The organism is Phaeodactylibacter xiamenensis, assembly GCF_965229835.1.
Classification (GTDB): domain Bacteria; phylum Bacteroidota; class Bacteroidia; order Chitinophagales; family Saprospiraceae; genus Phaeodactylibacter; species Phaeodactylibacter xiamenensis.
Genome location: NZ_OZ245931.1, coordinates 5,054,884 through 5,069,544, shown reverse-complemented (window position 1 = coordinate 5,069,544; position 14,661 = coordinate 5,054,884). Strand labels below are relative to the sequence as shown.

7 protein-coding genes are annotated in these 14,661 nt (G+C 52.5%); 5 read left to right on the top strand and 2 right to left on the bottom strand.

The genetic code is table 11. From position 1 onward, the window contains the following. Positions 1–17: 17 nt before the first annotated feature. The 5 genes from ACO08I_RS19320 (at position 18) to ACO08I_RS19300 (ending at position 3,054) form a co-directional block, all read left to right on the top strand. On the top strand, positions 18–746 hold the full coding sequence (locus ACO08I_RS19320; RefSeq protein WP_044219920.1) for a hypothetical protein: 729 nt from the start codon (positions 18–20) through the stop codon (positions 744–746). Positions 747–822: 76 nt separating this feature from the next. Next, on the top strand, positions 823–1,803 hold the full coding sequence (locus tag ACO08I_RS19315) for a hypothetical protein (protein WP_044219917.1): 981 nt from the start codon (positions 823–825) through the stop codon (positions 1,801–1,803). Positions 1,804–1,814: 11 nt separating this feature from the next. Beyond that, complete coding sequence (locus ACO08I_RS19310) at positions 1,815–2,372, top strand: NUDIX hydrolase (protein WP_421946808.1); 558 nt, start codon at positions 1,815–1,817, stop codon at positions 2,370–2,372. 7 nt (positions 2,373–2,379) lie between these two features. Beyond that, positions 2,380–2,520: a hypothetical protein gene (locus tag ACO08I_RS19305; protein ID WP_421946807.1), complete on the top strand. Its 141-nt coding sequence runs from the start codon at positions 2,380–2,382 to the stop codon at positions 2,518–2,520. 6 nt (positions 2,521–2,526) lie between these two features. Further along, the gene (locus tag ACO08I_RS19300) at positions 2,527–3,054 is read left to right on the top strand and encodes a haloacid dehalogenase type II (protein WP_421949726.1); all 528 of its coding nucleotides are present in this window, start codon (positions 2,527–2,529) and stop codon (positions 3,052–3,054) included. 83 nt (positions 3,055–3,137) lie between these two features. Here the strand turns inward: ACO08I_RS19300 and ACO08I_RS19295 are convergent, their stop codons facing one another. Further along, entirely contained in the window at positions 3,138–9,131 is a 5,994-nt protein-coding gene (locus ACO08I_RS19295) for a GEVED domain-containing protein (RefSeq protein WP_421946806.1), read from the bottom strand. A gap of 403 nt (positions 9,132–9,534) precedes the next feature. After that, a complete protein-coding gene (locus tag ACO08I_RS19290; protein WP_421946805.1) occupies positions 9,535–14,349 on the bottom strand; it encodes a GEVED domain-containing protein in 4,815 nt (1,604 codons plus the stop codon). Between the last annotated feature and the right edge of the window lie 312 nt (positions 14,350–14,661).

The following is a 14,661-nucleotide window of genomic DNA, read 5'->3' as shown; positions in this document are numbered from 1 at the left end:
TACATTCGCAAAATCCTATGCAAGAAAAGCTGTCCTGCCCCGAATGCCGGTCTGCCATCACTCCCGACCAGATCAATATTAACATGCTGCTGGCTAAGTGCAGCCACTGTGGTTTGGTGTTTAGTTTTGAAGACCGCGCGCCTGCCCCTGCTCCAAAACCGGATACGGCCCCGGCTCCTCCGCAGGCGAAGGACCGCGGTGATATTCCAATGCCGCCCGGTATTCAGGCACAAGCCCTGCTGAGCGAGTTGAATATTCAGATCAGCTGGCGCAACCGGGTAGATGGATTTCTCACCCTGTTTACTGTAGTCTGGAATATTTTTGTCATCCCATTTGCTGTTTTTGCCGTCATGAGCGGGGAGCTTCAGGTACTTTTATTTTTAAGCCTGCACCTTTTGGTCGGGGCTGGCTTTCTATATGTGCTGATTTCCAACCTGATCAACAAGACGCTGATACAAGTCACCCGCCGGAAATTATTCATTGAACATACACCTCTGCCCGTCCCCTTTCGGGGCAACCAAGAGATCGACGCTCAGGATATCCGACAGCTTCATGTGGAAGAATACGTGGCCAGTACCACCAACGGCGCCCCCAACATGCGGTACGCCCTGCACGCCCGGCTGCATTCCGGGAAACGGCTCGAACTCATGAAAGGCTTTAAAAACCCCGAGGAAGGCTTGTACGTTGAACAGCAAATTGAGCAATTTCTGGATATCGAAAACCAGGCAGAGGCCAAAGAAATTTAACGACTTGTCTATTACCGCTTTACAAGCTGCCGGAATTTCCTTATTTTCTGATTCCAATTGCAAAACGCATGATGCTATGAGCCTGAAAGATGATTTAAAGAAATTGCTGTTCGGCGCAAAGTCCGTTGCCCGCTCTGCTGGCCGCAAGGCAGAAGAACAAGGCAAAAAACTGGGCGAGGAGCTCAGCGAACAATCGAAAGAATACTACCAAAAAGCCAAACAACGCATGGAAGAACTGGATGATGAATACCGCCCTAAGGTGAAAAAGAAAGCAGCAGAAGCCCGTGGCTTTGCTGAAGAGCTGGTCAACGAAGCCTTCAATAGCTCTAAAGAGCCCGAAGACCTTAAAAACGACGATATGAACGACAAGAAAAAAGAGGAAAACCCGGCTGAAGAAGAACCATCCTTCGAAGATATCTTCACCGGTAAAACCACGCCCCCGAAAGAAGAACCCCGATCCACGGCAAAAGGCCCTGATCAGCGGACTAAATTCGATGAATTCAGTGAGGAGTTTTCCAAAGCTGCAGGCGAGGCCGGGCGTAAAGCAGCGGATGTCTCAGAGCGGGTAGGCAAGCGGGTCATTGATGCCAGCGATAAAATCAATGAGCGCCTCTTTGAGGAAGGCGAAAAACTTTGGGACAAGGCCAAAGAGAAAGGCAGCAGCTTCATGGACCGCTTCGAGGACCTCGTGGACAAAGCCAACGAAGAAGCCGAAAAAGAATCCATGGATGACCTGACGGAAAAAGCCAAAGCCATGGATGAAGAACTGGAACGCCGGGTGAAAGAACGCGGCCAACGCTCCAATGCTGAAAATCTGGAGCGGGACCGTAAAAAAGACCCGCTCGGTGGCATGGACAGCTTCTTCGATAAGGCCGAGCGCTATGCCTCAGGCGACTATGCCGATGAAGGTACCCCGGCCGGCAAAGACGTTACCATCCGCAAAGACCCGGACTATAAGCCTAAACCAAACACAGGCAAGGTGAAAGGCTTCGACGATCTCGACGGAGATGGGGACGAAATTATTGACGATGCCATCCTGGATGACGACGATAAATAAGCTACCCTTACATGAAGGCAACAGTCCGCCCCGACTGGGAACGGCTGCGCTCTGAGCCCGGCCCTGCGTTGAAGATTTTCAATGTCCGGTTTGATCATATGCGCAACCCGCGCAACCAAAAGGTAGAGCGCATGGTGGTGCTGGAATCTCCGGATGCGGCGAATGTCGTAGCCCGCCGGGCCTCCGACGGTGCCCTGCTGTTTGTGGAACAGTACCGGTTTGGCATTGGCCGGTACACCCTGGAACTCCCAGGAGGCATGGTTGATGCAGGGGAAGCACAGGAGGTGGCTGCCCGCAGAGAGCTTTTGGAGGAAGCCGGCGCAGAGGCCGCATCCTGGCACTTCCTGGGTAAGATCCCCTCTAATCCGGTCTTTCAGGACAGCTACATTTTTCACTGGCTGGCCGACGATGTAACGGTCGTACAGCCCCCGACGCTTGATGAGGGCGAAGATGTATACCTGCACTGGATCCCGGAAGCGGAAGTCCGAAGGCGGCTCTTCAGCGGGCAGTTTGAGCACCCGCACACTGTCAATGCCCTGCTCTTGTATTTTCATCATCTTCAAAAATAATGCCCCTATGCGCTCCCCTGCCTTTGCCGAAGCTCATGCCCTGGTCTTTGATGCCTACGGCACCCTCTTCGATGTCAGCAGTATCGATCAGGCGCTGCAGGCTGAATTTGGCCCACAGGCTTCTCAAATTGCTCCGGTATGGCGGTAAAAGCAACTGGAGTACACTTGGCTTCGCTCGCTCATGGACCGGTACAAAGACTTCTATGCCCTCACAGAAGATGCCCTGGTCTATGCCCTGCAATCCACCGGCACCCACGCCAAACTTGACCAAATCCGGACCATTATGAGCGCCTATTACGAACTAAAAGTTTTCCCGGATGCCCTCGAAGCCCTCCCCCTGCTCGCAGAGCGCTACCGCCTGGCCGTCCTTTCCAATGCCAACCCTTCCCTTCTGGAGCGGGCCTGTGCTTTTAGTGGCATAGATAACTACTTCGAGCAACTACTCAGCGCCGATGCACTGCAGGTATACAAACCCACTCCTGCCGTTTACCATATGGCAGCTGAGGGGCTGGAGCTGGAACCTGCACAAACCGGTTTTATCTCTGCCAATACCTGGGACATCGCCGGTGCCGCCTCTGCCGGCTTGCCTACCGCATGGCTCAACCGGAAGAGTGGGGTGCCTGAGGTTTTGGGGTATGCGCCCGGGCAAATCATCCAATCGCTCCTTCAGTTGGCCGCATAAAAAAAGCCACCGGTTACTGCATAAATGCAGCACCGGCAGCTTCAGAAACCTGATACCTTAATTCTTAGGGTAGCGGTTTACCTTCAGTGTGCGACCTGAAGGGGTAAACGCCACATTTTATCTTTACTGACCACCACCACCCAATACATACCGTGTGGTAAATCGGAGGTAGGCACATTCATTTGCTGGAAGCCCGCAGACAGGACCGCTTCGTGGGACCAAACCCGGGCGCCATCTGCTTTGAACAGGCTAAATTGTACACGGCCCTCATCTGGCTGCGTCCATTCCAGTGTCGCCTGATAGCTGGCGGGGTTCGGGAAGACCTTGGGTGCGGCTGTCGCTGGAATATCCTGGCTTTCAGTATGGTATCGTTGTTGCTTCGGCTCAGGATTATCGTTCGACGTTTGCAGCGGGTCAACGCCCGGAGGTGGATCCTGCGTGGAAACGATCAGGGTATAATCCTCCGTTTCGCCCCAGATGTAGTCTTCACAGGGGTCGATATTCGGAGCGTAGCTCATAATGACCCTCATACGGGTTTGCCCCGGCGTAGCTGAAGCCGGAACCGTGAACGATCCGGTATTTTGGAAGGGGTAATTATTGCGTGTGTACACTTCTTCCCCCGGGTCGTCAAAGTCACCATCGATATTGAAGTCCACATAGACGCCCCAGTTTTCCGGAATCGGAGAACCATTGAAACCGGGTGTGAGCGTAAAATCAATTTCGTCACCAACGATCGCAGCATGCTGCATGGCCAGGAAGTTGCCATAGCCGCCGTTGTTGCCGGAGTTGTTGGTAATATCGCCGATCTGCACACTGGCCAGCCATTCCATAACGGAGCTCGTTGCTTCTGAACTGCAATAGATTAGCGGCTCCACTACTTCTACGGTGTACTCTTCCACTTCTCCGTAAGCCACATTTGCACAGGGCAGTGGCGGACTGCCGTACTTCATGGAAACCCGCATGGTGTAAGTGCCTTCCGCCACCGTTGCAGGCAGAGCCATCAGGCCTGTCACCTCCGTATTCGATGGCCCGGAAGTGTAAAGTAGTTCATTGGGGTCAGAATAGTCCCCATCCTGGTCAAAGTCAATCCAGATACGCCAGAATTCATTAAAGGCAAAGGCAGCGTAGCCGGGTGTCAGGACAAAAGGATTGGTCGTGCCGGACTCCAGTGTAATGAGCAGCGTGGGATCGTCTTTAAAGTTGCCCAGCCCTCCGTTATTGCCACTTTGGTGTTCGAATGCCCCGAATGCAAGTTTCTCAATCCATTCGTACTGCGTGGAATTGCCCCGGGAGTCGCAGTTTGACGGAGCCGTATCTTCAATGATAAAGGACAAGGTTGTGGCACACCCGTTCGTATCCGTAATGGTGACCTGATAGCTGCCTGCCCCCAGGTTGCTGGAAGAAGCCGAAGAAAGCCCATTGCTCCAGCTGTAGGTGTAGGGCGATGTGCCGCCATTAGCGTTGATCGTTGCGCTGCCGTTGATGCTTACACTCGCTGGTGTAGTGGTGACGCTCGCACTGAGTGCCGATGGTTGCTGCACAACAATATTGGCGGAAGCCTGGCACCCCAGCACATCAACAACCGTAAGGCTGTAACCGCCAGCGGAAATATTTTCAAGTGCCGCTGTGTTGGCACCGGTATTCCAAATATACTGGCCGTAGTTGCCAGAACCACCGGAGACGACCGCGGTGACCTGGCCATCGCTTCCACCGTTACAGGAAACATTTTCAGCGATAAGCGCAACTTCAAGCTCATTAATTTTCATCACTTCTGTAGAAGCGACTGCGGTGCAGCCATTCTGGTCCGTCACCGTTACTTGATAGACATTAGGATTGAGCCCGGAGATCGTGCTCATAGTCCCACCATTGCTCCACAGGTAGGTATAATTTCCGGTACCCCCTGATGCAGTTACAGAAGCGACACCGTTGGCTGCACCAGAACAGGTAGCATCGGTTGATGCTGCTTGCAAAGTAATAGCTGTGGGGGCGGTCAGGTTGATCGTGCTGGAAGTTTGGCAGCCGTTTTGGTCGGTTACGGTAACCGAATAGGCACCAGCGCTGAGCCCGCTCAGGTTCTGAGCTGTGCTGCCATTACTCCATTCGTAACTGTAGGGAGCCTGCCCACCACCGACGATCAGTGTCAGAGCGCCATCGCTGGCACCTGCACAATCCGGATTATTCCGGATGAAGCTTAACGTAATGGACGGTGTTTGGGGTACATTGACGGAAGCAATTTCGACACAACTGTTGGCATCCGTTACAGAAACGGTTAATCCACCAGGCATCAGTCCGGTCACGGTGGAGGTCGTCGCTCCATTGCTCCACAAATAGCTGTAAGGCGGTGCTCCTCCGGTAACACTCACCGTAGCGGAAGCACTGCCGCCGGAGCAACTTGCTGCAGCGGCTGAGACGGACAACGACATAGAAGAAGCGGTCTGCACGATGGCCTGTTCGACAGCGCTGCAGCCGTTGGCATCCGTTACCGTAAGCGTGTAAACACCCGGTTGAAGGCCCGTAGCGACGCTGCCCTGTGCCCCGTTGCTCCAATTGTAGCTGTAGGGGGAGGCTCCACCGGTGACCGTAGCGGTAATGCTGCCTGTGCCGCCATTATTGCAAGCGACATTGGTTGCGCTCAATGTTATGTCAATCGGCGTTGCAGCACCAACGATTGCGCTGCGCTGAACTGAACAACCGTTGATATCCGCGACGGTGACGGTGTAGGCACCGGGGCTTAAGTTATTTATCGACAGGTTACCGGAGCCATTGCTCCACTGCACAGTATAATTGCCAGAACCTCCTCCAATGGATTGAATGGAGGCGCTGCCGTCGTTATTGCCGAAACAGGAAACCGGTGTGGCTGTCACTTGTACGGCCACGGGGGCCGGCTCTCCGAGGGTGGTCTGAGCCTGAGTCGTGCACCCGTCTCCATTGGCCACCGTAACGCTATAGGCCCCGGCAGTAAGCCCGGTAACATAAGACCCCGTACTGCCGTTGCTCCATTGGTAGGCATAATCGACCTCCAGGCCTTCGCTTACCGTTACACTAATGATGCCATCTGCTACCCCACTGCAACTGGGCTCCACTTTATTAAAACTGACCTGCAATGGGTTAGGCTGAGCGACAGATAGCATTTCGGTTATGCTTTGGTTCCCATCCGAAACCGTAACGAGATAGGTGCCGGCAGGAAGATTGTTCACACTTGACCCTGTCGCGCCATTGCTCCAGGTATAGGTATAACTGCCACTGCCGCCTGTAGCTACTACGGTTGCACTTCCGTTATTGCCACCGTTGCAGGTTACCGGATTGACATTGGTGACTTGCACGGTAAACTCGCTCCCGCCTGAGTTATTCAGGCAGAAAGGTGTGGCCTCCTGGCTTCCAAACTGGCCGCCACTGGCCAGCAGTACGCCATTTTCATCCCGTACCTCATAGGAGCCATTGCCATTTGAGCCACAGCACATACCATCATTATAGGAATCCTTGATAATAAATTCGAAACAGCCATAGGGCAGGCATTCTGTTACCGTCAGGGAAGACATAGGCCCTTGTTCAGGATAAGGCCCTCCGGCAGCCACCACATTGCCGGAATCATCCCGGATTTCCCAGCTCGTCTCCTGAGGCCTGAAATCGAAGTTGAGGGTAATATCAATTTCGGTCTGGCAAGCGAAGAAGGTATGAGGCCTGGCTTCCGTGCGCCGACCAAAACCACTGCCTGCGATCCCCGCTTCAATAGCATACCAGCCTTCTTCACCAGAAGGTGCCGTCATATCAAAACTGGTGCCACTTGTAGTCCCCTGCAGCTCCATAAACTTAGCGCCCAGGCGGTATATTCTGTAAATGTTGGCTCCGTTGACGGGGCTCCAGGTCAAACGAACCTGATTGCCAGGGATGGTACTGACCTGGAAGTTGGGTTGTCCAACGATCGCCAGGTTTCCATTGGTACTGCTCATCTGGCTGCCACGCCGGACACGGACCCGAATAGTGCCGCTGGTGATATTAGGCACGTTCCAGTTGAAATGCCGGCGGCTACCCACGATGCTGGTGGCGATGGTGTTCCAGGAGTTACCTCCGTTAGCAGAGTATTCCAATGTAAAGGAGCCGTTGGAGCCATAAGCGTCCCAGCGGATGGTGGTGGACTCACCAGGTACGAGCCCGTCCCCTGCCTGTGGGTAGACCAACTTCACTTCGTCGTAGAGGAAGGTGTATACAACCACGTAGTCCTGAGTGAGGCTTGGCACCAGGAAGCCATCTACTTTAACGGTATAAGTGCCGGATGCCGGATCCTTGATGCTGACTTGCTCCACATTATTGATGCGGTCGATGCCATTGTAAGCTGGCTTGGTGATACTATCAATGTGGGGCACCGTACTCAGTTTCCAGGGATGTCGTACCTGCCCGCCCGGAGTCGCTACCGAAAGATCAAGGTCATTCACCAGGGCCTTTGCAGCAACAGTAGAGCCCTCCGCGTCGGTCCAGTAAATCATGATCCGGACCTCCTTGACATTTACCGGAACAAAAACACTATGCAGATTGGAGGAACCATTGCTAACAGATGCCTCGATATACTGCTCATTATCAATGACCTCGAACGCCCGGCCGGCATGCACCCGCCCCCAGCCAAAGTCGTAGTCAGGGCCAGGGTTGCCAAGGTCATCGGCTGTGTTCAGCAGCACCCCTTTGATCAAAGCCGCAGTGGGGTCCTGATTGTTATTCAAACTGCGATAAGCGTGCACCAGAGAGGCTGCCGTACCTGCCAGAAAGGGAGAAGCAGCGGAAGTGCCTCCTCCAGGCCCATAGCTATTATTCGGGCGAGTGGAATAATTCCCCTGCCCGTGTACGCTGATGTCAGGCTTGATACGGCCATCTACCGCAGGGCCACGGCTGCTTGAAGCGACCCGGTTGTCATCGTAAAACAGATTGGCCACGGCAAATACATTCTTCCCGGACTTGCGCCCTCCGGTAATATTGCCATATCTAAAGTTATTTTTGACCAGTGCCCCATAGACAGGGCTGCAGGCAGAGGAGGCGCTGTTGCCAGCAGAGAAAAAATGCAGCAGATAGCCATTATCATAAACCTGCTTATCAATATCGCGGGAAGTGGAAGTGTAAACGCCACCACAGCCCTCGCCAAAAGAAGAAGAGGTAAGGACGAAGCCCTCACTTGCCTGCAGGCTCGATGCTGCACTAATATGAGGGTAGCCGGAGATATCGTAAAGCTTCAGAGAAGCTCCGGGAGCAGCACCAATACCAAGGGGGTCAATATTGCCCGCCCCGCCAGCCAGCCCCAGGGTCATATCCCCATGGGTGCCAAAATTGGTACTGGTTAAATCCTGCAAACGGCCACGGAAGTCCTCATGGCTAACGCTACCGTCGTCTCCAATAAGAATGTAAACCCCTTCGCCATCGTATTGCAGCCCGGGCCCTGGACTGAGCAGGTTTAACCGGTTTGACGTCCGGCCAACAAACCCTTCATGCACAGGTGGCGCTTCAGGGAGATTGATATACTGCACAGCAGGGTGCCGCGCAATGCTCAAAAGGCTGTCTTCCGGTATAGTAAGTGACAACTCCGCAGGCAGGGTGTCAACGGGTGTATAGCCAAGCCCCTCAAGCGCTGCTTTCAGTGAAGACTGAGTAACACTTGGCCAGGGGCTTACCACAATATCCAACAATCCATTGTTGTAAGCATAGGCCGGAAAATTGTTAGTGGCCAGCGGAGTAGACAACTTAAAGCTGCCGTCGTAGGGAGCAAGGGCACGGGCCTGAAGCTCACTAAAATTCATGGATTCCGGCACCTTAGACAGGTAGGCGTAATTGGGGATATAGGCAAAAAGCTCTACACCATCCTGTTCCAAAACCTGAAGTACATTATCGTCCGGTATCTCGTCAAACTGAACGATGATGTAGTAATTCCCTTCGTACAAGAAGTCAGTGAATAAGGAGTCGCTCTCTGAGCTCGGCAATGCAAAAGCACCAGATGGTACAGCCCCCGAATGGAAACTAACTCCATAGTCCTGTGATGCCAGTGGCGAAACTCCAATTAGAATAAGAAGAATGATGAACAGTAAAGTACATCTCATATCCTGTCTGCATTTTGTCTGGGTGCTGCAGCTCATATCTGAATGATCAGCAATGAGCTGCCTCAAATTAATTTCATTGCATAAAATGGATAGGGCGCTAAGCAATTAAGCTTAATACCTGCTCCAGCCCCGGGGGATAACCTCAGGGTAGTTTTGTGTTTGCAAAAATTGTGTGAAGTTCCGTGTTTGCTGACAGTTTCCTGTAACCTAAAAAGGGGAGTAATTTCAGCTCGGCATTGTGTGACAAGTAATGGGACCGGACCTTTGGTCAGATCATATTATGCCTTACAAAGTTATGTGAATATAACTTATAAGTCAAATCCTGAACATGTTTAAATTGTGACATAGCCGATATATTTATCTAATTCAAATATTTTGCCGTACAACTGACAATTCCTTCCCATCACTGTTTGATGATATTTTGCGTCATTACTTTTCCTCCTGCTCTCACTTGCAGTTGATATAAACCCGGGGGCACCTGATGAAGAGACATCTGGAACTGCTGAATACCGCGGCCATCTTCCGGTAAGTCCCGAAGCACGGTCCGCCCTAATCCGTCGAAAAGCAAGGCTTCGACAGCCCCCTCTTCTTCCTGTACAAAAGCGTAATGCAGCGTACCGGCCGCAGGTACCGGCCATACTTTCAAGGCTCCTGACTGATGCGTAACCTCCCCGGCCTTGTTCTGCAGGAAGGAAGGCCCATTACCGGTACTTCTCAAACCGGTACCCGGCTCCAGCATCAACTGATAGTCCTCCACTTCTCCCCAGGTAAAAGTGCCACAGGGATTCAACAAAGCATTCCAGCGCATCTGCACCCTTACCAAAAGCGGGCCGGGCATAGTAGATTCTGGTATTTCCAGCATGCCACTGACCGGGCCTACTGCCGGGCCGGATTGATAGACCAATTCGTTGTCATGATTAAAAATCCCATCACGGTTGAAGTCTGCCCACACACTCCAAAACTCTACCATTGGAGCAGCACTATACCCGGGCGTAAGGGTCATTGGTAATGACATACCGGGGCTTACCGTATGTGACAGATGGGTGTGATTCCCATACCCTCCATCATTGCCGGAAATATGGCCTAATCCTCCTATTTGTACCCCCTCAATCCATTCCTGAGAAGTGCTCTGCCCGGTCGACATACAATATTCAAACGGACTAACGACCCGGAGTAAATAGTCTTCGGTTTCTCCATAGAGGGTCACCCCACAGGGCTCCGGTGGTGCGAGAAAGCTCTGACTAACACGCATAGTCTTCAGACCGGGCGACAGCGCCGCAGGCAATTGAAGCAGAAAGGAAAGCTCTGCTGTGTTTTGCTGACCGGAGTGAAAAACCCGCTCTCCCTGATCTTCAAAGTCCCCATCTTCATTCAGGTCTATCCATACACGCCAGAAAACGGGCAAGGTACCGCCCTGAAAGCCAGCCGAAAGTGATACGTTGCATAGCTGACCAACCCGTACTGACATCATCATGCCGGCTGCATCCACAAAAGATTCATACGTTGTTGCATTCTGACCAGTCTGCCTGACCATCGTATCTACCTGAACCGCCTCTATCCAGTTGTAAGCATTATTGCTTACAGACGGTTGACAATGCTCCGGTGCTTCAGAAGAAACCTCTTCACTGAAGATACGCTGGCAACCATTGGCATCGGTAATCGTCAATTGGTACACTTCGCTTTCACTAATGGTCATCGTAGAAGCGGTAGAACCATCTGACCATTGGAAACTATACGGAGGGACACCCCCGAAAACCGATACCTGCAGGTGATTCAGGGTGTCCGTATAGGTAATATTGGCCCCAATCTGCGGCGGGCTGTCCAGTTCGATTTGCCCGGTTGCCGTACAGCCCAGCACATCTGTGACTGTTAGCTGGTAATTCCCCGGGGCAAGGCTGGTTGCTGTGGATAAGTTGCTGCCATTGCTCCACTCATACTGGTAGGGAGGGTATCCTCCAACCACAGAAGCGAAAGCAGCCCCATTTTCTTCATCTGCACAAGCTGGCGCATCTCCAGCCAGATACAACGCCAAAGGACTGGCATCCAAAACCTGTGCAGTTGCTGCTACGGAGCACCCTTTGCTATCCTGCACTGTGACAGAATAGCTCCCTGCTGGAATTTGTTGCAATTCCTTGCCCGTATCACCGGTACTCCAATAATAATAATAAGGTGCTGTGCCTCCTGAAACCATGGCGCTGGCCATGCCGGTGCTTACCGTGCCACAACCGGAATCCTCAGTAGCAATCACAGCACTTAAAGGGCCTGGTTCTGATATGACTAAACCGGATGTTACGCTGGTGATCTGGTCAGAAATGGTAACGGTGTAGGTGCCTGCCGGTAAACCTGTTATTTGCTGGGAAGTGGCACCAGTGCTCCAATGGAAGGTATAATTACCAGAGCCTCCATGAGGATAAGCAACTGCCCAGCCATCCGTTGCGCCATTACAACTGACCGATTCTACTGCTGTAGTAAAGGCCTGTAAGGCAGGGTAATTGGACTCCATGCAAAAATAAGCCGTGCCATTGCCACCAAAGTGGCTGCCTTCAGCCAGCATGTGCCCCTGCTCATTAAAGAGTTCGTATTTTCCCTCACCGTCTTCACAACAAAGCCCATCGTTGCCGCTATCTCGCACAGAAAGCGTAAAGCAGCCATCCGGCAGACAAATTGGGACTTCTATAAGTTCTCCCGCCAGGTAGTCCGGATAGGGCCCGGCTATCATCAAATCTTGTCCAGCTTCATCTACCAAAGCCCAGGTGGTTTCTCCAGGCTTATCATCCAGGAAAAGTTTGAGCACTGCTTGGTTATTGCAAACCGATTGGCGGTAAAAATGAGCTTTAGCCCTTGGCCCTGCGCTACCTTCAGTGGTCTTAGCACGTACGCTAAACCAGTTCCCGCTACCCTGCGGAATTGAAAACTCAAAAGCCGTCTGGCTCGTTTCGCCTATAGGCTCCATGTATTGTTCTCCAAGCGCAAACACCTCATAAGCCGTAGCGCCTTCCACTGGTGCCCAGTGCATAGTAGCTTTGTGAATACCCGTTTGTTCAATAAAGAACCCCGGTTTGCCCAAAATGGTAAATGGCGCTGATACGCTGCTGGACTGAGCGTTACTTAACCGGACCTGATATGCACCAGACAAGCCTGCCGGTACTGTCCAATTGTAAAGCCAGCTGTGCCCCGAAAGATTGGCCGCAATCGTGGTCCAGCCACCCGATCCTGCTTTTCGGTAAGCCAGTGCAAGCGGACCTGTAACATCAGTTCTGTCCCAAACTACTTTGAGCTGATCGCCGGGTGCTACCGTTGTTTGCGAAACAGGGTGGCGGATATCCAGGCCTGCGGATTCAAACCGGTAGACGATGAATGCAGATTGTGGCCCCTCCGGAACGAGGTGCCCTTTAAGTTTAATCGTGTAGTTGCCGGGAGCCGGGTCCTTAATCACCACTTGCTCCACATTATTTAAGCGGTCAACCCCTGGTTTTGCATTAGCCGTCAGGCTGTCAGGATGAGGGTAGCTCGATAAGACCAGAGGATGGTACAGTTGCCCTTCCGGTCCCAGAACCCGGAGGTCAAGGTCATTAACCAGAGCCTTTTCTGCGATCGGAGCACCGGCTACATCGTGCCAAACTGCCATCACCTTTACCGCTGATGCACCCTCCGGAACGACCAGAGAAAAGGTACGTTCTCCTCCATGGCTCAGCTTAGTGGAATAAAACTGCTGGTTCTGAACCATTTCCAAAGCAACCCCTGCATCAGCCAGCCCCCAGCCATGCTGAAAATCGGGCCCTGGCCGGCCGATATCTCTCGCTCCATTCAAAAGAGCCGCCTTCAGAAGGGCCGAAGGTGGATCCTGCCCGCCAAAAAGCATACGATAGGCCTGTGTCAGCCGGGCAAGGATGCCTGCAATCACCGGAGCGGAGGCGGAGGTACCGCTGGCTGTAATGTAGCCGTTGGCAGGGCCGTTGGCGATAGCATTTTGACCTACAGCAACGATGTCTGGCTTGAGGCGGCCATCTTCTGCCGGGCCAACGCTGCTGCTCTGGGCCAGGATTCCATCTGTATCCACATTCCCAACTGTGATGCCATTTTTCCCGGCCTTCCGCCCCCCGGTCAGGTTAGCAAAAGGCGCAGTGTGATCGAATTCAACAAGCCCGTAGACCTCGCTGCAAGTGCTCCCCCCTGCGTTGCCTGCTGAAAAACAGTGCATGAGCACTGGAAAGAAATGCATCTGATCGTCAAGTGCAGCTGCTTTGGAACTGTAAAAGCCCCCACACCCGTCACCGTAGGAGGTAGAAGTGATGGTCACCCGGTGCTGATTGTAGTTTTCTACTGCCGCTTCGTGGTGCAGGTAATCCAGTATAAAGCTCAGGTGGATCTTGGCGGCAGGAGCCAGGCCCTGCGCTTCGGGCAGCAGATTGCCGGCTCCGGCAGCAATACTTGTGGTCATTTCCCCGTGGCTGGTCCCAAAGTCATCACTCAGGTCTACAATCAGCCGGTTTTTGAGGTCTTTATGAAATACATTTCCATCGTCAGCAATACCAATAACTACGTTTTCACCAGTGAATGCGCCTTCCGTAATATTGTGCACAATTGGCGCCCCAACTACAGCTCCGTTTTGAAGCCCCTCCGGAACAGGAGACTGCTCAGCCTCCTCTATCAACCAAACGCCAGGATGGGCAGCTATGGCAGGAATGGCCTCCACTTCCACGATGCCTTCCAGAAAGCCCTTTTGGTGCTTTTCAGGTTTGAAAGCTGCAGGGAGCCCTGACAGCAGCGCCCTGGCATCAAGGCCGGGCATAGGATGTACTGAGATGTTTACAGTCCCACTGCTCCGGTTAATGGCAGTAGCACAACTCCCGGCTATTTTGAAAGTGCCCAGCATAGGCAGCAAAATGGGAAAAGGTAAGTCAGATGGGGATAACGGACCGGACAAACCCACCAGATAGGACCGGTCAGGCAGATATTGGATAAAGCGCAAGCCCTGCCCTTCCCAATGCTTACGCTCCTCTATAGAAGGAAGCTCTGCAAATTGAACGATCAAAAACGTCTCGCCCTGAAAAGTGTATTCCTGCCATGATTGAGCTGCCCGGGCCCGATTGCTAAGGGAAGTAACCGCATCTGCGGTAAGCGATACGGACTGAAGTTTTAAAGGCGTTGCCTGCTGTGTATAGCTAAGGGTACTAATCAACAGCAAGAATACTAGTGATAGTATGCTAATTCTCATGTTTCTGTGCAATTACCAGTACTTGCTTTTTGTAGCAATAGTACCGCTTACAGCTTGGGTTAGGCTGCAAGTGTTTAGGTCATCTTTTTAAAGTGGTCGTCGCTGTGTGCTTCTCAGGCACTACCTCTGTTCGGGGGCACTCGCATTCTCATGGATTACTAAGTTTTTTTGCGGAAAGGCAAGCCACTCCCGCTGTTTTTATGTTTGGGGCATAGGTATTTAATCCGACTTAGTGCTGCTGTGTGGGGAAGAATGTGTTTGTAAGGAACTTACATTATGGGGAAGAAAAGGATCTCGGTTTGCCTATTCAAA

Excerpts from the sequence above, each read along its gene's own strand:
- ACO08I_RS19320 (WP_044219920.1), top strand. The coding sequence starts at position 18 with ATGCAAGAAAAGCTGTCCTGCCCCGAATGCCGGTCTGCCATCACTCCC.
- ACO08I_RS19315 (WP_044219917.1), top strand. The coding sequence starts at position 823 with ATGAGCCTGAAAGATGATTTAAAGAAATTGCTGTTCGGCGCAAAGTCC.
- ACO08I_RS19310 (WP_421946808.1), top strand. The coding sequence starts at position 1,815 with ATGAAGGCAACAGTCCGCCCCGACTGGGAACGGCTGCGCTCTGAGCCC.
- ACO08I_RS19305 (WP_421946807.1), top strand. The coding sequence starts at position 2,380 with ATGCGCTCCCCTGCCTTTGCCGAAGCTCATGCCCTGGTCTTTGATGCC.
- ACO08I_RS19295 (WP_421946806.1), bottom strand. The coding sequence starts at position 9,131 with ATGAGATGTACTTTACTGTTCATCATTCTTCTTATTCTAATTGGAGTT.
- ACO08I_RS19290 (WP_421946805.1), bottom strand. The coding sequence starts at position 14,349 with ATGAGAATTAGCATACTATCACTAGTATTCTTGCTGTTGATTAGTACC.